This is a genomic window from Streptomyces sp. NPDC050759, from assembly GCF_044456945.1.
Classification (GTDB): domain Bacteria; phylum Actinomycetota; class Actinomycetes; order Streptomycetales; family Streptomycetaceae; genus Streptomyces.
This window is the reverse complement of record NZ_JBITGI010000013.1, coordinates 128,259-148,404: the sequence shown is the minus strand read 5'-3', so window position 1 is coordinate 148,404 and position 20,146 is coordinate 128,259. Positions and strand designations below refer to the sequence as shown.

The window sequence follows — 20,146 nt, the reverse complement described above, 5'->3', positions numbered from 1 at the left end:
GGGAGTGGAGAGCGGCCCCTGCGGCTGGCGCACCTGTGCCTGGTCAGCCGCTGACGCGCCGCGAACGAACATGACTTCGCGAACCTGAAGAGGCTCGACGGGGCCCCAGATCCACATAATCCATTTTGAGCATGGCCGGGCGAACGCCCCGCGCAGCTCGTGGCCGCACACCGCGCGGTCGGCCACAATGTCCTCAATATGAGTGCTTCCGGCGCCACGGTGACCGGGAGGCTTTCCAGACCCCGGATGACGTTGTTGAGGTGCCGCCGGGGTGGGCCGGCCAGTTGGATCGCCCCTACCTGACCCAGCAGCGCCGACAGGATCGCGTTGACCTCCACCCGCGCAGGCCCTGACCGGCGCAGGCGTGCACGACGGAGCCGAACCCGACGTGGTCCATCGGTGCTCTGCCGATGTCGAACGTGTCCGGCTCCGGCCACTTGCGCGGATCCCGGTTGGCCGAACCGAACAACATCGCCACCTGAGCCCGCGGCGGGATCGTGACGCCGTCAATCTCGACCGCCCGCGTCGTACGGTACGCGCGCCAGATCACTCACGGCGTCAAATGAGCCGCGGGCCATCGCTGTTGCTGTGCCTCATGGCATAGGTAGCGTTGCCGTGACGTGGGAGGGGACGGCCATGCCTGCGAAGAAGGCCCGTTGGGGTGTGCTGGTGCAGCGGGATTTTCGCCTGTTGTGGATCGGTGAGACGGCGAGCGGTCTGGGCAACGGGATCACTACGGTGGCACTGCCGCTCGTGGCCGTACTAGCCCTGCAGGCCAGTGCCTTGCAGGTGGGGCTTCTTGCGGCGGCGGTGTGGCTTCCGTGGCTGCTCTTGGGATTGCCCGCTGGCGCTTGGGTCGATCGCTTACCAAGACGCCGCATCATGATCGTCTGCAACCTCGTGTCCGCAGTGATGTATATCAGCGTGCCCATCGCGGGCTGGCTGGAGCAGTTGACGATCACGCATCTGTTCCTCACGGCGTTGGCCTGCGGTACATCCGCGGTGTTCATCAACACGGCCTGTCACGCATACGTGCCGACCGTTCTGTCGAGGGAGAACCTGGCGGACGGGAACGCGAAGCTTCAGGTCAGTGAAGCCGGTACCCGAGTGCTGGGCAGGAGCGTGGCAGGGGTCGTCGCCCAGGTCCTCGGGGCCACCGCGGGGCTGCTGCTGGACGCACTCACCTTCCTTCTCTCCACTGTGTGCCTGCTCGGCATCCGGACGTCGGAGGATAGGCCCGCAGATCATAAGGATGCGGCCAAGAACTTGGTGGGCGAGATCGCTGAGGGTCTGCGCTTCCTCGGACACGATCCCTACCTGCGGCCCATCGTGATCTACGGCGCCACCCTGAACTTCCTGCTGATGGGCTACCAGGCGGTTCAGGTCATCTTCCTCGTCCGCACCATCGGCGTCAGCACCGGCACCGTGGGCCTCCTGGTCATGTGCGCCAGCCTCGGCGGGACTCTGGGCGCCGTGATCGCCACACATCTGTGCCATCGCTGGGGCACCGCACGCGCCATGGTGCTCACACAGGCTCTGGCCTGCCCCTTCGCGCTTCTTCTGCCGCTCACCACGTCCCGGGCGGGCCTGCTGCTGTTCGGCACCGGGGCGTTCTTCCTCGGTGTGGGCATCGCTGTGGGCAACGTCGTGGTCGGCACATTTCGTCAGAGTTATTGTCCGGCGCACCTTCTGGGGCGGGTCTCGTCTGCCGCCATGGCTACCAACCAAGGCACGATCGCCATCGGATCCGCCCTCGGAGGCGTACTCGGCTCGGTCGTCGGTATCCGCCCGACCATGTGGGTCATGACCGTTCCGCTGGCCTTCACCTGGGCGATTCTGGCACTCAGCCCGGTGGCCAATGCGCGTGAACTGCCCTCATCTGTTCCCGCGGAGGACCACAGCGGCCGCCCCTCTGGGGCTGCCGTCCCAAGAGCGGCTGAAGGATAGGGACCTCTTACGTACTGGAGGGGGCGGCCCTCGCCGGGACTTGGCCACGCGAGATTCGACGGGTCATGAGCGTGATAGGTGCCCAGGTGATGAGGGCGGATCCTAAGTGAGCGTTTGGTTCTGGTATTGGATGGTTCATGGCGAATTTCGGGAGCTAGATCGAGCGCCCAACGAAGTGATTCGCCGGAAACACCGCTTCTGCGGCAATCAGCAGAACGGCAATGCGCCGGTTTTCCTGGCAAGAGCTCCTGTCTCATTCAGGAACCTACCGGTTCGCACCGAGTTGAGAATGCATGCCCCGATGCACCCAGCACCCCCGCACACGCCCTGCTCAGGCCGACGGCCACCGCGTACCCAGGCATCATGCAGCCCCCACGACCCTACCCCAGCGACCTGTCCGACGCCCGCTGGGAACTCATCCGCCCCACCCTCGAAGCTTGGCGCCAGGCCCGCAACGGCATCCGCAAACCCACCCACGACCTGCGCGCCCTGATGAACGCCATCCTCTACGTCGACCGCACCGGCATCCCCTGGCGCTACCTGCCCCACGACTTCCCGCCCCACCAGACCGTCTACGGGTACTTCGCCCACTGGGAAGCCGACGGCATCTTCGACCAGCTCACCGGGCTATTACGCGGCAAAGTCCGCCAGGCCGGAGGCCGCACCAGCGAGCCCAGCGCCTGCCTGATCGACAGCCAGAGCATCAAAACCTCCGCCACCGTCCACCTGACCAGCCAAGGCATCGACCCCGCCAAGAAAATCATCGGACGCAAGCGGCACATCGTCACCGACACGCTCGGCCTCCTGCTGGCCGTCGCCGTCACCGCCGCCAGCGTCCACGACTCCGCCGCCGGCACCCAGCTCCTGACCAACGTCCGCGAGCGCTACCCCACCATCACCAAAGCCTGGGCCGACAACGGCTACAAGACCAAAGCCGTCGAAGAAGCCGGCCACCTCGGCATCGACCTCGAAATCGTCCAACGCGACCCCACCACCCGCGGCTTCCACGTCCAGCCCCGCCGCTGGGTGATCGAACGCACCCTCGGCTGGCTCATGCGCCACCGCCGCCTGGCCCGCGACTACGAAACCCACCTCCACCGATCAGCAGCCATGATCCAAATCGCCGCCATCAACCTCATGATCCGCCGCCTCGCCCACGAAACCACCACCAACTGGCGCGACAGCTAAGCCAAACGAAACAGACAACGGAGAACCAAACGCTCACTTAGTGACGGGGTGTCGCGAGCACCAGACCGGACCGCTGCCACTGCGCGTACCGGGCACGTCTGAGCTACCGTCAACTTCTGCGTCGTCCCGTGTGAAGGGCTGTGTCCCCATCCGACCCGCAAGGAGCACCAGGCCGTGAACGTCGAGATCCCCACGCACGTCCGTGAGACCGCTTCCCAGCTCGGAGACGGGGTGCCCTACGCGCTGAAGATCCTGGCCGGCCAGCTGGCGGACGACCCAGATAGGGGCGAGGTTTCGGCTCTGCCCGGCATCCTCACCGTGATGATCGACGGCGACCTCTTCGAGGACTGCCCAGCCCTGGCCGTCGGCTACATCCGTGAGCCCGACCGGATCGAGATCCGGTACGTGACCCCGGCCTCCTTCGCTCAGTCCACCGCCGACAACCCGGATCAGCATGAGCCGCAAGGGCAGCATCAAGAGCAGCCTGCCGATCCCGGCGCCGAGGCGGTCACCGTACGGGAGGTCGCGGACGCCTGGCGGCGCATCACCGGCTGGCTCCGGATCAACGCCCCCGTCTCCCATGCGGCCCTTCGGGCCGGCGCGAGCGCCGCTGCAGTCGCCGCCGTGGAAAGTGACCTCGGCATCCAGTTACCCGTTGAGCTGCGCGCCCTGTGGCTGCTGACGGCGGGCGACGACGGCGCCCAGGGCTGGGGCTGCCTTCCGGGCAACAAGGCCTTGATGACCCTGGAGGCTGTGAGCGCCCTCTACCGCATGAAGATGGCCGCTCAGACCCAAGAGGACACCCTCAACTCTGGGCGCCCCGAAGAGGAGTGGATCACGGTGTGGCAGGCGACCTGGATTCCGGTGATCGCCCTCGGGCCGGCCGATGACACCTCGGGCCTGTACTTGGACGCCGCAACCGGCTTCCTGGGCCGTTGGTCCCGCTACAACGAAGTCCCGGGCGAAGAACGCGACACGCTGGTCACCTATCTGGAAGAGATGGCCGACATGTTGGAATCCCCGGCTCTGGCCGCGCGGGACAAGCCGGGGCTGATCGGTGGGACGTTGGTGTGGCTGAGCAGTATCGACCCTGTACAGGAAGACCGGTGGCAGTCCCTGACGGATTGACCCGTGCGAGGCGCGGAGACCGGCCCAGGCGGCTGGCCTCCGCGCCCTCTTTCACATCCTGGCTCTCGCGCTAGCTGCCGATCTTCTTCCACGTGCAAGTCGTCGCGGCCGACGTGCAATGCTCGTATCCCGGCAGGGTCACGAAGAAGCCGTCGCCGTCCAGCATCCGCCACTGCGGAGCCGGGAACCCGTTGAAGGCCATCTGGTTCTGCACCTTCGGGATCGCCGCGCGCCCGCACCGCTCCGTGCCGCCTGGCCCGTTGGCCACAGTGCGGGTGTCGGCGAGCAGGCCGAAGTTCGCCGAACCGTCTCCCATCTTGTCGGTGAACAGCTGGGCGCACTTGGTGCCCGAGGACACCAGGTTGACACTCTTGGGATAACCGCCCGACTCGTGGGTCGAGGCCATCGCGAACTCGTCGCACTGGACCTCACCCACCGACGTGTCGGAGGGGTGGATGGTCCAGGCGGAGCCGGCGCCGCAGATGATGTTGCGGCTGTTTTCCGTAGTCCATGGGTTGCCGGCGCTGTTCTTGACCGTGGTATCCGGGCCCAGGTAGTGCATCAGCGAGTCCCACCGCTTGGATCCGGCGTGGTCGGGCAGCACCTGCTGCATGTACCAGTAGTACGCCCCGGCGGCCGGGTACAGGTTTGTGTCCACCGTCCACGTCAGCTTGAAGAACGGCAGCACACAGCCCGGTGCCGATGATTTGAGGTAATCGTCGCAGCGCGGCGCGAGCTCCCGCATCGCGTCGGTCCCGGAGGTGCCGAAGTTCGCGGTGTCGCTGGCGGTGTCGCTGGCATCCACGGTGGCGGTCACCGACCAGCCCAGGTCGATGATCTCCTTGCCGGTGCCGCTCCACTGCGTCGTGACCCGGCCCCACCGCTCTCCGTACGGCGGGCTGGTGCCGTCCACATCCCAGTACGCGGTCGACCCGGCGGGGTTGTTCTGTCCGTCGGTCCACTTCACGTTTGACGTCACACACGACTGGCATGTCGTGCCGACGTTCCACTTCATGGTGACGCCCTGCAGTGCCTGGTCGATCGAGACCGGCATGATCGCGATCTGTTGGTCGAACTCGGCGAAGTTCGATCCGGAGGCGCCCTTGTTCGGATATGCCTTGATGCGCTGCTCGAAGTCGAATGTGGCGAAGCCGATCGTCACATCCCGTCCTGTGTCCACGAACGTCAGTCTCGCCGAGCCGATGTTCTTCAGGCATGCCTCGGTGCGGGTCATGTAGTCCTTGCCCGCCGCCTTGTCCCAGCACCAGTCGACCAGCTCCACCGCGGGCGCGACAGCCGCTGCGGCGGGAGACCGACCGGCCTTACGGGCCTTGGCCTCGGCAGCCTCGCGCAGCGCCTGGGCGCGCTTGTGTGCACGCGCCTTGGACTCCGCGGTGGGCGGGGACAGCTCAATGCACAGCTGTCGGCCCTGGGCGTCTTGTTGGCCGCAGGTGCGCTTCTGCGCAGCTTCCCGCTTCACCGCCCCGTTAGCGTCAAACGTCGGCAGCGCCGGCCCCGGATCGGAGCGGGTGAACTCGTCGATCTCCTGCGCGGTCTTGTCGATCGTCGAAGACGACTGCGCTGCAGGGAACTTCATGTACGGGTCGATACGGAAGTCCGCCCACGGCGACCAGGTCGTCTCGTACAGGCTGCCGTCGAAGGCGGAGGTGCGGAACTTGTACAGCACGCCCGGCTTCAGGATGCCGTAGGGAACTGGCACTTTCGCCAGGCCTCCCGAGGCCACATACGGTGATACCAGCACCCCGTACTGGCCCGACCCGTCGAGATCGACCTGAGCCTTTGGGGTACCGTCCGCATTCGTGGTGTACACCTGGAACGTCAGGTTCGCGGTGTCCCCGTCCGGATCGGTCACGGTGTTGCGCAGCACCACGTCCGGAGAGATGACCCGCCAGGCCGTGCCCGATTTGGTGAACTTGGGGCCGGCCGCTGGCGTCTTGCCCGAGGCCGGCCGCTCACCCCCGTCGGCGATGGCCGTAAGGTCCTGCGGCCCGGCTGCTGCCAGCGTTGCCGGCGAAGCCTCGCCAACGGGCACGGGAGGGGCGGGTGCCGCTGCTGCGGTGCCCACCCCGGCCAGTAACAACAGCACGGCACCAACGGTGGCCTGTCGCCACCCTGACGCGCATAAGGGTCTCACTTCCTCAATCCCCCTTGTGGGTGCATGTCTTGTGCATGCCAGCCCGGACCCCATCACGGCCCCGTCGAAAGAAATATGATCAAAGTCATGGTTTGCAGGCCGGAGACTCATTCAGGCCAGGAGCCACGTCGGCGCTGAAGACGTGTAGCTGGCCCTCTCGGCAATGAGCCTCAGGAGTCGGGAGGTTGATGACGTGGTATGCCTTGTCCGAGGCACCAGGAGGCATGGGGCAGGACTCGCCATCTGGCCGAGCGGCTCCTGGAATGGGCTCGCTGAGCGAGGATGCGAGGACACCGAACTCGTCAAGCCGGCGCAGGCAGTTGGCCCTATATGTCCCGCCGCTATTGACGTCCCGAACCTATGTGCTCAAAGGAAACACAGGGCAGTCCCGCAGGCCCGCCGATCGGTGGTCATCGCTCGCGTGACTGTCCGGCCAACCTGGGTGTGGCGCGCCGAGACCTAGGTCCACGCCCTCACCCGGGGGATGTTCACCGTGTACTGAAGCGCCTGAAGGCCTGCAGCGGGCCGACACCCTTGTTGCATCCGCACGAGCATGACCGGGCAGCCCCACCAACTGCCAGTGCAGCCGCCCGCCACGCGGTGGCTTGTTTGTGCGGACGCCATGCCCCGGGCTGGGTAGGCAGGGGCCTTCCCCCGTGAAGGTGGGCACGCGGTTATTGATCACGCGGCGAGCGTGAGTTTAGCGGTCTGGTGTCGGCGTTCGTATTCGTTGGGGCTGAGGTGGCCGTTGGCGGAGTGCCGGCGGCGGCTGTTGTAGCGGGTCAGCCAGGCGAAGACGGTCCTTCTGCAGGTGCCGGCGTCGCCGTAGTCGTGGGCGCCCTGGAGGGTCTCGCGTTTCAGGGATGCGTGGAAGCTTTCGCAGGCCGCGTTGTCCGCGCTGGTGCCGACCGCGCCCATCGACCGGGTCACTCCGAGCTGGTCGCAGAGGCTGGCGAAGGCCCGGGAGCCGTATCGGGCCCCGTGGTCGGAGTGGAACACGGCCCCGTCCAGGCCGCCTCGGGTCGAGGCTGCCATCCGCAGGGCGTTGGCGACCAAACTGGTGCGCATGTGGTCGGCGATGGACCAGCCGACGACCTTGCGGCTGAAGCAGTCCAGGACGGCCGCGAGATAGAGGAACTCCCCGCCTGAGAGCCGGAGATACGTGATTCCGCCCATGTACTTGCGCCCCGGCTCGGCGGCGGTGAAGTCCCGCTGGAACAGGTCCGCAACCGGTGAGGTGGCCGGGTTCGGGACGGTGGTGCGCACGCGTCTGCGCAGGCGGATGCCCGTGATGGAGAACGCCCGTATCACCCGGGCGACGCGCTTCTCGTTGACCTGCAGGCCCCTCTCCCTCAGCTCGACGGTCACCCGCGGTGAGCCGTAGGCGCCGCCGGACTCGCCGTGGACCTCGCGGATCCGCTCGGCCAGGATCCGGTCCCTGTGCTGCCGGGCCGCTCTGGCGTACCGACCGGAGAGCCAATTGTAGTAGCTGGACCTGTTGAGCTCCAGGACCTCGCAGAGCCGCTTCACCTCCTTGGTGGTCCGGTGGTCGTCGACGAACTGGAAGCGGCTCCCCACCAGTTCGTCTCCCCGGCGAAATACTTGGCCGCCTTGCGGAGTACGTCCCGCTCGGTCGCCAGCTTCCGCTCGGTCACCTCGAGCTCGGCGACCCTGGCCTCGAGTCGGCGGATCCGCTCGTCCGGATCGGCGGACGGTGACGTCCCGGTCGGGGTCGGCGTCTGCCCGGTCGACGCCGGGCCGGCGCTGACGCCGCGGCGTTCGCGGTCCCGCAGGACCCACTCGCGCAGGGTGGCCCGGTTGATGCCCAGGTCAGCGGCGATGCTCTTGTACGTCGCCCCGGGTGTGGACTCGTACAGGTCCACGGCATCGGCTTTGAACTCGTCCGAGTAGTCCTTCATCGCCATCGGCGGTGGTCTCGCTTTCTCCGGATCAAGCAGATCCAGTATCAGCGTGTCCACCACTCAGGGGGAGGCTCCATGCGGCCGTCGGGGGAGGTGCCGACAAGCCTGCGTGTTCCTCCTTCGGGCAAGGTTGCGCCGCCGATTGCGACCAAGGCCGACTATCTGCCGCTGGATCAACTGCCGTGGCCGGATGCGGAGCGGCTCTTTCTGCGGCTGGCCGAGCGGGACGGGCGCGAGTTGTACGGCACGGCGGGGCAGGGCCAGGAAGGCATCGACCTGTTCGTCCGCGACACCCGCGATCCGGCTGCGTCTGCCGGCACCGATCCCGGCCGTCGCTACACCACCTTGCAGTCAAAGCGCGTGGCGACGCTGTCACCGGCGCACATCATCACAGCGTTCGACAAATTCTTCGCAGGTTCCTGGGCCAGCCGCTCGGAAGTCTTCATCTACGCCACCACCCATGACCTGCGCCCCACTGGGCTGGCTGAGGAACTCGAGTGTCAGGCGGACAGGCTACACAAGGCAGGGTGGAGGCAATGCGCGCGGGCCTGCGCGGCCTGTACCGGGCATCCTTCGCTCTTCAGGACACAGGGGCGGTTCTGCTGGCTCCGCCCGTGTCCACACACCCGCTCAAGCCGCTTGATACGTGCTGCTGTACGAACTGCGCGTACGGCGCCTCGAGAACCCCGACAAGGCATTCCCGGCGATGACGACCGCGATCGGCGCCGAACGCGGCTTCTACTGGGGTACGACCATCGACGGCGTGCCCCATCACGAATGCGAGGAGTTGTTCACCGCTCTGGAGGGCAATGCCGAGGCCGTCCTCAAAGTGATTCTCGACGACAAGGACTGGGCCCTGACACCGAACTGGCCGCTCACGCCCGAGCAACGCGGCGCTCTTTCCTGGTGGATGGCCGCGCAGATCCTTCGCACGACGCGCCAGCCCAAGCGCCTCGCCCATACTCAGCCGCCGTCCGTGCAAGAGGCGGATGTCCCTGACAACATCGCCTGGATCACCGCGAACAACCCCCACCTTCGCTACATCGTCGAGAACATCGCCATCCTGGCGCCCGTGCTGTACAACCGCCCCTGGGGGCTGGGCTTCAGCGACATGTGCCTGCTCACCAGCGACGTCCCTGTGGTCGTATGGAACCGTCCTGACGCGGACGATCAGGTTCTCGCCGTGGCCCAGAGCGACATCATGCTGCCCCTGGACCCGCACCGGCTCCTGTTCCTTCCCAGCCCGGCCGAGCAGTTGACCGACCCGCGCAAGCGCACGGACCACCTCCTGCATGTCGAGGGAGCCGTCGGCAAGGCCCTGGTTGAGGTCGCCTATGACGTGGCGGATCAGTTCGTCATCCACCATCCCCGCCACGACCCGTGGCTGCACTGGAAGCCGAACAGCCCTCGCCAGCCAAGGCGTTGGGCCGGAGAAGAGCACTCGGCCCTCCAGTACGCGCTTCAGTACCCGGTGTTCCTGCCGAACCGGAACATCGAGCGCCGGTGGACGATTGAGCATCCGCCGCCCCGCGCCGCGGCTTCGTGACCGGGCTCGGTCCCGTCAGGGGCGTGCGTCCGTGGTCCCAGCGCGGACACATCCAACAGTTCCTGACCGTGCCCAAGGGCGCCGAGTGCTGTTGCCCCATCATCATGCGAGATCGGGTCCTGATCGCGCCGCAGCACCCGGGCGAGAATGAGCGGGGCCACCGCCGATGGCCCGGGCTCCGCATAGCCGGACGGGGCGGGCAACGTGCCGTGGCCGTCGGTTGTGACGGTGTGCAAAACGAGCGCCACTAAACCCCGTTGAAGGCAATGCGGCGCTGCCTGGGCTGTGGTCGACAGCCCGGGAAACGCCCTATCCAGCCTGGGACTCGGTAAAACGCCTGGTGGAGGGTGGAGGCGCTTGGGATGATTGAGGGCGTGCCGCTCCTGAGTGCTATGCCCCCCGCACGAATCGACGCTGTCATGCAGCATCCCGCGCACGTGAAGACGGTGGAGGGTCTGCCGGCTTCACCAGCGATCTGCGCATGTGCCAGAACCCGGGTGATTTCTTCACTTTCCAGGACAATCTACTGTCGGCCACCTTGGCGGCGACCCAGGCCCGGGCAGAGAGATCCCGCGTGGCAAAGCGTCTGCGAAAGGGAGAGAAGCTTCCGTCTGACGCTCCGGAACTGCCGGATGGAGATCCGTACGACGTTGATGCATGGGTGCTGGAGCTGGACGTGTGCGAGCGGATCATCCGCCAGCTGCGCTCCATCGGTGACGCGATGGCTTGGCGTGTCCTGGGCTACAACCGCTCCTACGTCCTCGCTCTGTGCCGCAACGAGTCGCCCGGTCCGATGCATCTAGGTAAGAAGGGGACCCAGCACGAGATCGAGTTCGCCGCCGAACAATGGCGCGACCATCGCCGGTTCACGCTGTTGCGCGACGTCACCGACTGCTTGCGCATCGGCGACGCTACGGTCTTCCACGACGGCGACGATGGCTGGCAGGACATCTATCTCCACGAGCTGAAGTCGAACCCGAACGCACGCGACCGCATCCAGGACCTGCGTCTGAAAGCCGCTGCGGAGGCGACCCGGAACTTCGGCCGGCTTCCCGGAGATATCCGTGCCCGTCTCGTCGATACCGGCGTGCCATACGTCACCCACCTTCCCGCACTCGCAGATGCGTTCAGCCTGGCTCACAAGCGCGGCATCCAGACCATGAAGATCCCCGGTGGCAGGGCACTGCTCGCCTTTGACTTCTCAGCGGCAAGGAAACGATGGGGCGAGGAAGAGGCGGGCCGGCGTTTCGAAGCCGCGTACTCGTCGCTACTGCGGCGCTCCCGCCTGACGACGGGGACCCGCATCTGTTTTACCAGTGGCGACAGCGTGGCTCGCGGACGGCTCACCCCGCCCTGGGGGATCTATCCCGCACAGTGCGCCGCCCTCATCGCCGACTTCCTGGTCTTCACCGTGACCTTGTGCTCCGACTCCCTTGTAGAAGAACTCGGCAAGTGCGGCATGGACGTGCGGTGGTTGCTCCCCGACGGCGTTGAACCTACGTGGCCAGGGCAACCAGTGCTGGAGCTCCGAAGTAGCGGCCACCGTGTATCCATGAACAGTGCCGAGATCAACCGGCTGCTGCTCGAACTGGTCGACCTCCCGACCTGGGCCCGGGGCATGGATCGCGTGCTGGCAAAGGGATCAGTGGGATGGCAGCCGTGGCCGGTCTTCACCAACGAAGATCAGACCTGGATCTGACCGAGTGCACCCCGGACCGGCCCGGGTAGACCAGAGTGTGATCGTTCCTGCGTCTTGTGCTGAAACGAATTGATATCTGTATGCCTGTCACGTCATGCTTCCTCTCACCGCGAGGCGCTGGACCACACAGTTGAGACAGCTGGAGAGGCCCATGACAGCGGGTACTTCGTCGGACACAGACGTGGCGAGACGGCATCGCGCCATGCTTGAGGCGTTCGTACTACGCGCTCGCCGGATGGAGGCACACTCACTCGCGGCCGACTGGGACGCTCTGGTCACTCTTGCTGCGGCACCGTATTCGGTGACTGTCCATGACGACGGCGAGGCGACTTTTCGGCAGGACTTTCCGGCCGAAGAAGTGGTCGAATCGGCTGCCGCGAGGGTCAGGCCTCTGCTGCTGGAGACTGACGCCTGTTCATACCTCAAGGCCCTGGCGGGTGTGGGGTACTTCTGTCGGTCCTTGCCGGACGAGACGACATGGGTGAAGGAAGCGCGGACCGAGTGGAGAGCGAGGACTGGGTCCACCACCACGCGTCAGAGCGGCTATCAGGTCATGATCGGTAACGCCGACACCGGCCAGGTCGCAGGTCTGGACGACCAGACGTTGGCGATGGCGTGGATCTACGGTGATGTCGTTCACCACGACATTGAACGGCTCACGGAAACTGATCCATTCGGCTTGTCCGAACGGTTCCGCGCCGCAGTACCCCTGGTCGCCTGGATGATGATCAGCGCGATCGAACTCCTCAACTATGTTCGGGCCCTGCAATCCGCCGGAGTCCTCGTGCTCCAGCCTGAGCTATTCGATCAAGAGGTCGTACTGACCTCGACGTCGTGGGAACACACCGGACGGGCATACAGCGCGCCACTCGGAACGCCCGCTCCCGCCGATGCACTGGCCCCTCTTGGTGAGGGATGGGCCCCGGTGGCGAGCGACATTGTTGTACAGCTAGATGTTGCGGGAAATGACGTTGGTGACACAGGGCAATGCCAGTGAAACCGAGATGCTTCGAGGGGCATCGGTCCGGTAGCGTGCGGGCCATGTCGAGTCCTGAGTCAGACAGGGCGGGGGCTTTCGGTCACGCCGTCAGCCCCCTGAACCACTGAGCTCGTAGCGCTGTCGTCGCGCCGCATTCTGCGGTGGGACGAATGGCGTTTGGGGCTGGCCGCGGTGACGAGATGACCTTCTCGTGCTTCTCCTCACCTCGGAGCTACTCGATGCCTTTTCCGCTGTACCTGCTTGCCATGGCGGTTTTCGCCATGGGCACCTCGGAGTTCATGCTCGCCGGCCTCTTGCCGGACATCGCCTCAGACCTCGATGTCACAGTCGGGACAGCCGGAACGCTCACCTCGGCCTTCGCGGTCGGCATGATCGTCGGTGCCCCTCTTGTGGCCGCGCTTGCCCGCAACTGGCCCGGGCGCTCCAGCCTTCTCGGGTTCATCCTCGCTTTCGCGGCGGCTCACGCTGTGGGCGCCCTCGCCACCAGCTTCCCGGTCCTGTTCGCCACCCGGGTGGTCGCCGCGCTCGCGAACGCAGGGTTCCTTGCCGTCGCTCTGACGGCTGCCGCCACGTTGGTCCCACCCGACAGGAAGGGACGGGCGCTGGCCGTGCTGCTGTCAGGCACGACGGTGGCCACGATCGCCGGTGTCCCCGGCGGCTCGGTGCTCGGCACGGTGCTCGGCTGGCGGGCCACCTTCTGGGCTGTCGCCGCTCTCTGCCTGCCGGCGGCTCTCGGCGTCCTGAAGGGAATCCCAGCAGGACGTGATGAGAGTGAGGCGACTGGCAGGCCGGCGTTGCGAGCGGAGCTCGCCCAGCTCACCCGGCCGCGGTTGATTCTGGTGATGCTGCTCGGTGCGCTGGTGAACGCGGCAACTTTCGCAAGCCTCACCTTCCTCGCCCCCGTGGTGACCGACAGCGCCGGGCTGGGCGAGTTGTGGATCTCGGTTGCTCTGGTGCTCTTCGGCGCCGGTTCCTTCGTGGGTGTCACCGTCGCCGGCCGGCTGTCCGACCGGCGTCCCGGTCCGGTCATTGCAGTCGGCGGCCCGCTGCTGCTTATCGGCTGGCCGGCCCTGGCGATGCTGGCCGACGAGCCGGTCGTCCTGTTCATCCTCGTGTTCGTGCAGGGCGCACTGTCGTTCGCGCTGGGCAGCACGCTGATTGCGCGGGTCCTGTACGAGGCCGCGGGAGCCCCGACCATGGCCGGCTCGTATGCGACCGCGGCGCTCAACGTGGGCGCCGCCGTGGGCCCCGTCATCGCTGCGGCCACCCTCAGCACCGAAGCCGGGGACCTCGGGCCGCTCTGGGCAAGCGGACTCCTCGTCGCGGTCGCGCTGCTCATCGCGTTTCCCCTCCTCACCGCCATCACGGACGGCCGGAGTACCGAGGTGCTCCGGTGACACATGCGAACGCCCCCTTGACCATCGAGGGACGCCGAAGGCTCGTGGAGCGCTGCCGCACCCGTCCGATCGCGCACGTCGCCGCCGAGGCCGATATCTCCCGCGCCTGCCTGTCCAAGTGGAAGAACTGGTACGACACGCATGGCGAACTCGGGCTGCAGGACCGCCCAAGCGTCCCGCGATCCTCACCGACCCAGACCCCACCCGATGTCGTCGAACGGATCGAGCAGTTGCGGCGGGACAACCAGTGGTTCGCCCGCCGGATCACCCTCGAACTTGCAGGCCAGGGAGTGCAGATCAGCGCGCGCACCGTAGGCCGGTGGCTGACGCGCCTGGGCATGGTCAGGTAGGCGATGTGCTCCGGCCGGAGCCGGGACGGGACCGTAGTGACGATGCCCGTCGAGGAAGAAGTGGACGCTGCCGTGGATCGCCCAGACCGTCAGCGTCCGGTCGGCCAGTGCCTGGTGGATACCGACTCGCTGCCTGCCCGTCACCAGGGTGAACTCGCCGCTGGGCGGCACCCGCACGTCGAACTCGACCGCGGTTCCCTGCGGGGGCAGGACGGGCGGTTCGACGACCTCAATGGACAACTCAGGTTCGGTGACGTCCTGTTCGGGATGCCGGTCACCGCCGGGGACGGCAGCATTGGGCGGAAGAGACTGACCGGGGTGGCCTGCTCAGAGCCTGGTGCGGGCGCTGGTGCTTATAGGCGTGCACCCAGCTGGAGCAGGTCGAGGAGTAGTACGAGTACAGCGCCAAGTTGGTGTCGGTGGTGTGCTTGCCCGGCGAACTTCGACACGTCGAACTTCAGGTGGAGCTGCTGCGGAGAGTCCCTGCAGTGTTCGATTTCGGAGGTTCGGGTGAGACCGCGTACGTCTTCCCGGACGTTCGACGGCTCGGTCACTTCTCGCGGCGTGCCGTGATCTCCGCCGCGTTGTCACGGATCCATTGCAGCAGCGGGTCGAGCGCCGCCGCTGCGCCTCGGCCCAGATCGGTGACCGAATACGTCACCGATGGCGGCTGTCCCGTGCCGACCTGGCGGTGCACCAGGCCGTCCTGCTGGAGTGAGCGGAGCGTGGCCGCGAGGCTCTTGTCACTGATTCCCGCGACCACCGTGCGCAGTTCGTGATAGCGGAGCGGTTCGGCCAGCAGAGCCGTGAGGATCAGGATCGTCCACCGGCCGGCGAGGTGCCCCAGCACCTCGCGGGCCGGGCAGTCCTTGTGGAACACGTCACCCATTACATCTCTCCCGGGCTTGTGGAGTGCGCGCTCACCGTCGAGTGAGCACCGCACCACGTGGTGAGCGCCTTCCGCCGCACCTGCGCTCTCCTTAGGTTAGTGACCTGATCACGACCGAGGAGGAAGCATGCCACCGATCACACTCATCACCGGCGCCGCCCGTGGCCTGGGGGCGGCCATTGCGCGGCAACTCGGCACGCGCGGCCACCACGTGATCGTCAACTACCGCACCGGTGCAGCCGACGCAGCCGAGATCGTGCGTGACATCGAGGCCACTGGCGGCAGCGCGTCGAGCGCCAGGGCCGACGTCACCGACCCTCCCGCCATCGATAAGCTGGTGACCGGGATCCTTGCCACCCACAGGCGGATCGACACAGTCGTCGTCAACGCCAATACCGCTCCGCCGCCGTTCGCTGCGCTGGACGATCTGTCGTGGACCGCCTTCGCGGCCAAGGTCACCGGCGAGCTGGCCGGTGCCTTCCATATCACCAAGCGCGTCCTCGCGCCGATGCGGGCGCAGGGCTCGGGTCGGATCATTTACATCGGCAGCACCGCTGCGGACTACGTCGGCGAAGGCAGGCTCGCGCATGGCACAGCGAAATCCGCGCTGGCCACCTTCGCCCGACACGTCGCTGCGGAGAGCGCGCGCGACGGCGTCAGCGTGCTCGTTGTTGCCCCCGGGGCAGTCCGAACGCCGGCCACCGCCGAAGCCCTGACCGGCGAGCGCGGCGCCCTCGTCGCCCGCGAGTCCGTGCTGGGGCGGATGCTTGAGGCCGAAGATGTTGCTGCCGCGGTGGCACTGGCCGCCGATCCCGCACTCCGCGTGGCCACCGGCACGACCCTGCGGGTCGACGGCGGCTGGTCGGTCCTTGTCGGCGGCCCGGCCAGCTGAGCACTCATGCCCGGATCGAACGGCCATTTCCGTCGGCGATGCCGTTCACTGCACTCACCGCAGTTCCGGCCGAGTTGCTCCGCCCCCCCGACCGCTGACGTGTCCGATGAGGAGTGCGAGGGCGCCTTCGCACTGATGGAGACGATGAGCCGCGAGACCTCGACGACTACATGCAGGCCGTTCTCAACGAGCCGCGCTTCGCCAACGTCGAAACCACCTGGGACTTCTACCTCGTCGTCCGTTCAGTCAAGGACAGGCCTATGCGAGCTCTTCGCCAGACCAACAAGCCCGAGGGCCTGTACCGCGAACCCACCCAATACCAGCACGCCAGTGTCCGGGGGGTGCGTACGTGGTCCGAAATCCTGCGAGAGGCCAAGCAGCGGCTGGAGTTCGTCAAGAAGAGCATCGACCACAACCCCTCCCTCGAACACACGCTCGCCTACTCCGGCACCGCCACGGCGATCTTCTTCCCGACCAACTGCGCCACCCGGCCGCAGTTCCCACGCCGCGCTCCGGGACAGCCCATATTCCCGCTGTCAGATCCGGCCCGGGCCGAGGCCTGGGCCCACCCAAGAGCCCTCCACGCCAGACCAACGCCCCGATCACGGGTCCGACCGTGCCGTGTCGAAGGACGGACGCGACCTGCGGCTCGCCCTCGACCTGGTCGTGCGCGCGACCGGCGACATCGTGGGCACCGATCGCAGGGCGACACGGTGACCAGCCCGCCGGGCCGCCGCTTCACCTCATAAGTCCCCGTGGTGCGTTGGGCGTTGCGGCAGATGTTGCGCCGAGTGTTGCAGTAGGTGCTGCGCCGGCCTTCGCAGCGCCCTGGAGTCCGCCCAGGTCACCACGGGCGTACGGCGTGGTCGGGCCGCTGACATCCCCGTTGCGCGACGGATACCCCGTCCCTTTCCGCCAGGTGTAAGGACGGCATGCGACGGTCTCACGCGCGGGATGTCGAGGCTCATGAAGTTCGGCTCTGGCAAGGCCGATCGAGCATGCTGAGCAGGATCATTGTGGTCCGGTACTACGCAATGCCACCGCGATGTGGCTGTAGCCGGGTATGGACGCTCCGTTGGCCTTCTCGTAACGGACCGCCTGTGCGAGCCCGAGCTTCTCGCCCGTGGACAGGGTCCGGTTCCCTGTCCACAACAGCACCTTCAGCTGCTCGTTCTGGATGGTGAGAAGAGGTTCGACAGGTTCCAACGACAGGCTCGTACGGCCGCACCAATCGGCTACTGCGCTCCAGAAACTGGTCAGGGTGTCCCAGCAGGCTGCGCTGCGGGGGCCTAGCTGGGCGTACACCTCGTCGGGCGACCAGAACGTGTCGAGACCGTGCGACACGAGGTTCTGGATGTTCTCCAGCAGTGAGACGGTGAACTCGTAGTTCGCCTCGTCCTCGAGCAGTTCCTCCGCGATCGCCAGAACCTCGGTGATCGCGCCGGAGTTGCGGTGGGCGACTCGATAGGCAACCTCTCGACCGACGACCTGGTCGTTGCCGTCATCTGTCGGACCGGGCCCGAGCCCTGCGGCGTCAAGCAGTCGCCGAGATCGCCCGGCAGGCCGTCGGCGCCATGGCATTCGCATTGTGTCTTCTCTTCTTCCGCCACTCTTCCAGAGACCGTTCCGCCCTGGCGGCGATCATCATGGCAGGGCGGTCACCGCAGAGCTGTGCCGGGTGGGGCGGTTCAGGCTCTGTCGACGATCTTGAGGCGTCGGCAAGATCACGGGCTGTGAAGTACGTGTCTGCGGAGGAGATCGAGGTTGGCCCGGCCAAATCCCAGGCGTTTGATGAGTTTGACGCGTGTCACGTGCCCCTCAGACCTGGCCTGAGCCCCAGGAGGTGGGAAAGACCGCGGTAACGGCGTCGATGTCGCGGCGCAGGTTGGCGAGGGAGCGCAGGGCGGTCAGGTCGTTCGCGAGAACCCGGTCCATTCAGGCGGGCAGGAGTCCCTGGATGTGTCGCGGATCATGGTGGCGAAGTCGCGGACGTGGCGTGTGGCGGCGACGCCCCCGCTGGTGGGTGTTCCGGCGGGGCGGTCGTCGGCGAGGTGCCGTTGGTTCAGTCTCAGCGAACGGGCGGCAACGCCTCAATGTAGCGATCGAAGAGTGTGAGGTCGTACCGGTCCTTTCGCGTCGGATGCCAGGGTCCAGGAAGAGCGCTTGGCTGCGGTGTGCGTGTCGAGTCCGTGTCTGACGCCGTCTCCGGACAGATGGTCCAGCAGCTCGGACTTCACTCCGGGTGGATTGTGCCCGTAGTTCCGGGCGCCGGCCCCGGCGAAGAAGTCGATGAAGGACCGTTCTGACTCGTCGCGAAGCATGGCACCGCGTCCGGTGGTTAACACGGTGGGCCAGACCCGGCTGTAGTTGCGGACCTCTGATTCCATAGTGCGGGTCAGTCAGGGCCTGCCCGGCGGATCATTCCGAGCCCGAGAGGGGCTGGCATGATCCGCCGGACGGTCTTCGTCAGCGGGTGGTGACTGGTGCCTCGTCCTGGAGCCGGTCGTTGCCACGGGGCGTCGGCTCCTCCTCCGGAGCCGCTGCCGGGATCGGCGGGACGTGACGCAGCAGCGTCATCACCAGTACTGCCGTCACCAGCGCGAAGCCCGCGCTCACCGTCGCCGCGGTCTGGAGTCCCGAGGTGAACGCCTCCCGGGCGATGGCGACCAGTTCAGTACCGTTCGGCAGGTGCTCGGCCGCTGCCAGTGCCGCGCCCAGCGTGTCCCGCGCCTCCGGCGGGGCGTCCGAAGGGATGCCGCCGCGGTAGACCGCGACCGCGACGCTGCCGGTGACCGCGATACCCAGAGCCAGGCCCAGGTCGTACGCCGTCTGACCGGTCGCCGCCGCTGCTCCCGCCTTCTCCGGCGGGGCGGAGCCGACCGCCAGCACCGTACCGAGCACGCTGATCGGGGCCACGCCGAACATGATCACTGCGAGCGCGGTCGACATGGGTACGACACCGGTCGTCACCACCATCGCCCCGTAACCGGTCAGCGAGACCAGCAGCCCGCCGAAAAGTACGTACGCCGGGCGGACGCGCCGCGCTAGTACCGGCGTCAGTTGCGAACCGGCCACCAGCCCCGCGGCGCCCGGAAGCAACCACAGCGCCGCCTCCAGCGGTGACTTTCCCGCCACCGCCTGGAGGTACTGCGGGACCAGGTACTCGACGCCGTTCAGCGCCGTCATGCCCAGCAGCAGCGTGAGCAGGGCACCGGTGTAGGCCCGGTGGCGGAACAGGCGCAGGTCCAGGAACGGGACCTCCAACCGGTTCTGACGGCGGATGAAGACGATCAGGAAGATCAGTCCGGCGGCGAACGCCACGGCCGCCGACGCGTTCGGGCCGTGCTCGGCCACGGTCTTGATGCCGTAGACCAGTGGCAGCACCGCCAGCAGGAAGAACAGCACGCTCGTCAGGTCCAGCCGTCCAGCCGCCGGATCGCGGTATTCGGGCAGCAGCACCGTGGCGACGCCCAGCACCGGCACCATGACCGGCACACCGATCAGGAACGCCGAGCCCCACCACCAGTTGTCCAGCAGAACGCCTCCGGCAATCGGCCCGACGGCCAGGCCCACGGAGAGGGCGCTCACCCACATGGCGATCGCCGTGGCTCGCTGGCGCGGGTCGGCGAACATATGGCTGATCAGTGAGAGCGTGGACGGCAGAACGGCCGCCCCCGCCACGCCGAGCAGCGCACGGGCCGTGATCAGTGTCTCGGGGTTGGGGGCGTAGGCGGCGACGAGCGAGGCCGCAACAAAACCGGCCGAGCCGGCCATCAGTAGTTTGCGGCGGCCGATGCGGTCACCGAGCGTGCCCATGATCACGAGCATGCCGGCGGTCAGGAAACCGTAGATGTCGGTGATCCACAGCACTTCCGCGCTGCTGGGCCGCAGGTCGGCGCTCAGATACGGCGTGGCCAGCCACAACACGCCGAGGTCGGCGGTCATCAGAGCCACGGGAAGCAGGAGTACGGCGAGGCCAAGCCATTGGCGGGCACCCGCCCGGGAGGGCGTCAGTGAAGTCATGGGGAGACTG

General features: G+C 66.9%; 14 protein-coding genes and 1 pseudogene. 9 read left to right on the top strand and 6 right to left on the bottom strand.

What is annotated here, in order from left to right; genetic code table 11:
• Window positions 1–295: 295 nt before the first annotated feature.
• Window positions 296–472, bottom strand: a complete 177-nt coding sequence (locus tag ACIBJB_RS32660; protein ID WP_398935927.1) for a hypothetical protein — start codon at window positions 470–472, stop codon at window positions 296–298.
• 164 nt (window positions 473–636) lie between these two features.
• Here ACIBJB_RS32660 and ACIBJB_RS32655 point away from each other — a divergent pair, with 164 nt between their 5' ends.
• The 3 genes from ACIBJB_RS32655 to ACIBJB_RS32645 all read left to right on the top strand — a co-directional run bounded on the left by ACIBJB_RS32655 (window position 637) and on the right by ACIBJB_RS32645 (window position 4,263).
• Window positions 637–1,947: an MFS transporter gene (locus tag ACIBJB_RS32655; protein ID WP_398935925.1), complete on the top strand. Its 1,311-nt coding sequence runs from the start codon at window positions 637–639 to the stop codon at window positions 1,945–1,947.
• Window positions 1,948–2,310: 363 nt separating this feature from the next.
• Complete coding sequence (locus ACIBJB_RS32650) at window positions 2,311–3,135, top strand: IS5 family transposase (RefSeq protein ID WP_398935923.1); 825 nt, start codon at window positions 2,311–2,313, stop codon at window positions 3,133–3,135.
• A gap of 231 nt (window positions 3,136–3,366) precedes the next feature.
• Window positions 3,367–4,263, top strand: coding sequence for an SMI1/KNR4 family protein (locus ACIBJB_RS32645; protein ID WP_398935921.1), 897 nt, complete (start codon window positions 3,367–3,369; stop codon window positions 4,261–4,263).
• Window positions 4,264–4,333: 70 nt separating this feature from the next.
• Here the strand turns inward: ACIBJB_RS32645 and ACIBJB_RS32640 are convergent, their stop codons facing one another.
• A complete protein-coding gene (locus ACIBJB_RS32640; protein WP_398935919.1) occupies window positions 4,334–6,472 on the bottom strand; it encodes a hypothetical protein in 2,139 nt (712 codons plus the stop codon).
• A 627-nt stretch (window positions 6,473–7,099) separates the two neighbouring features.
• Window positions 7,100–8,343 (bottom strand): IS3 family transposase gene (locus ACIBJB_RS32635; protein ID WP_398936216.1). Its coding sequence is split into 2 segments (ribosomal slippage): window positions 7,100–8,013 and window positions 8,013–8,343, totalling 1,245 coding nucleotides; the frame shifts between segments, so codons are not numbered across the junction.
• A 643-nt stretch (window positions 8,344–8,986) separates the two neighbouring features.
• On the opposite strand from ACIBJB_RS32635, the gene ACIBJB_RS32630 reads away from it, so the two are divergent.
• The 5 genes and pseudogenes from ACIBJB_RS32630 to ACIBJB_RS32610 form a co-directional block, all read left to right on the top strand.
• Entirely contained in the window at window positions 8,987–9,886 is a 900-nt protein-coding gene (locus tag ACIBJB_RS32630; RefSeq protein ID WP_398935917.1) for a DUF4238 domain-containing protein, read from the top strand.
• A gap of 481 nt (window positions 9,887–10,367) precedes the next feature.
• Entirely contained in the window at window positions 10,368–11,585 is a 1,218-nt protein-coding gene (locus tag ACIBJB_RS32625; protein WP_398935915.1) for a hypothetical protein, read from the top strand.
• A gap of 202 nt (window positions 11,586–11,787) precedes the next feature.
• On the top strand, window positions 11,788–12,582 hold the full coding sequence (locus ACIBJB_RS32620) for a hypothetical protein (protein WP_398935913.1): 795 nt from the start codon (window positions 11,788–11,790) through the stop codon (window positions 12,580–12,582).
• 221 nt (window positions 12,583–12,803) lie between these two features.
• Entirely contained in the window at window positions 12,804–13,982 is a 1,179-nt protein-coding gene (locus tag ACIBJB_RS32615) for a Cmx/CmrA family chloramphenicol efflux MFS transporter (protein ID WP_398935911.1), read from the top strand.
• A pseudogene (locus ACIBJB_RS32610) lies at window positions 13,979–14,329 on the top strand (helix-turn-helix domain-containing protein); the annotation flags it as partial. The gene ACIBJB_RS32615 and the pseudogene ACIBJB_RS32610, both read left to right, overlap by 4 nt.
• Window positions 14,330–14,882: 553 nt before the next feature.
• Here the strand turns inward: ACIBJB_RS32610 and ACIBJB_RS32605 are convergent.
• Window positions 14,883–15,221, bottom strand: coding sequence for a winged helix-turn-helix transcriptional regulator (locus ACIBJB_RS32605; RefSeq protein WP_398935909.1), 339 nt, complete (start codon window positions 15,219–15,221; stop codon window positions 14,883–14,885).
• A 127-nt stretch (window positions 15,222–15,348) separates the two neighbouring features.
• Here ACIBJB_RS32605 and ACIBJB_RS32600 point away from each other — a divergent pair, with 127 nt between their 5' ends.
• Window positions 15,349–16,113, top strand: a complete 765-nt coding sequence (locus ACIBJB_RS32600; protein ID WP_398935907.1) for an SDR family oxidoreductase — start codon at window positions 15,349–15,351, stop codon at window positions 16,111–16,113.
• A 1,011-nt stretch (window positions 16,114–17,124) separates the two neighbouring features.
• On the opposite strand, the gene ACIBJB_RS32595 is transcribed toward ACIBJB_RS32600, so the two are convergent.
• Window positions 17,125–17,694 (bottom strand): hypothetical protein, encoded by a 570-nt coding sequence (locus ACIBJB_RS32595; protein WP_398935905.1) that lies wholly within the window; start codon window positions 17,692–17,694, stop codon window positions 17,125–17,127.
• Between the two features lie 885 nt (window positions 17,695–18,579).
• Window positions 18,580–20,136 (bottom strand): MFS transporter, encoded by a 1,557-nt coding sequence (locus tag ACIBJB_RS32590; protein WP_398935903.1) that lies wholly within the window; start codon window positions 20,134–20,136, stop codon window positions 18,580–18,582.
• Between the last annotated feature and the right edge of the window lie 10 nt (window positions 20,137–20,146).

Bases quoted from the DNA above. Each gene is read 5' to 3' on its own strand.
- ACIBJB_RS32590 (WP_398935903.1), bottom strand. From the start codon at position 20,136: ATGACTTCACTGACGCCCTCCCGGGCGGGTGCCCGCCAATGGCTTGGC.
- ACIBJB_RS32650 (WP_398935923.1), top strand. From the start codon at position 2,311: ATGCAGCCCCCACGACCCTACCCCAGCGACCTGTCCGACGCCCGCTGG.
- ACIBJB_RS32615 (WP_398935911.1), top strand. From the start codon at position 12,804: ATGCCTTTTCCGCTGTACCTGCTTGCCATGGCGGTTTTCGCCATGGGC.
- ACIBJB_RS32595 (WP_398935905.1), bottom strand. From the start codon at position 17,694: ATGCCATGGCGCCGACGGCCTGCCGGGCGATCTCGGCGACTGCTTGAC.
- ACIBJB_RS32620 (WP_398935913.1), top strand. From the start codon at position 11,788: ATGCTTGAGGCGTTCGTACTACGCGCTCGCCGGATGGAGGCACACTCA.
- ACIBJB_RS32600 (WP_398935907.1), top strand. From the start codon at position 15,349: ATGCCACCGATCACACTCATCACCGGCGCCGCCCGTGGCCTGGGGGCG.
- ACIBJB_RS32625 (WP_398935915.1), top strand. From the start codon at position 10,368: ATGTGCCAGAACCCGGGTGATTTCTTCACTTTCCAGGACAATCTACTG.
- ACIBJB_RS32640 (WP_398935919.1), bottom strand. From the start codon at position 6,472: ATGGGGTCCGGGCTGGCATGCACAAGACATGCACCCACAAGGGGGATT.
- ACIBJB_RS32660 (WP_398935927.1), bottom strand. From the start codon at position 472: ATGTTGTTCGGTTCGGCCAACCGGGATCCGCGCAAGTGGCCGGAGCCG.
- ACIBJB_RS32605 (WP_398935909.1), bottom strand. From the start codon at position 15,221: ATGGGTGACGTGTTCCACAAGGACTGCCCGGCCCGCGAGGTGCTGGGG.
- ACIBJB_RS32655 (WP_398935925.1), top strand. From the start codon at position 637: ATGCCTGCGAAGAAGGCCCGTTGGGGTGTGCTGGTGCAGCGGGATTTT.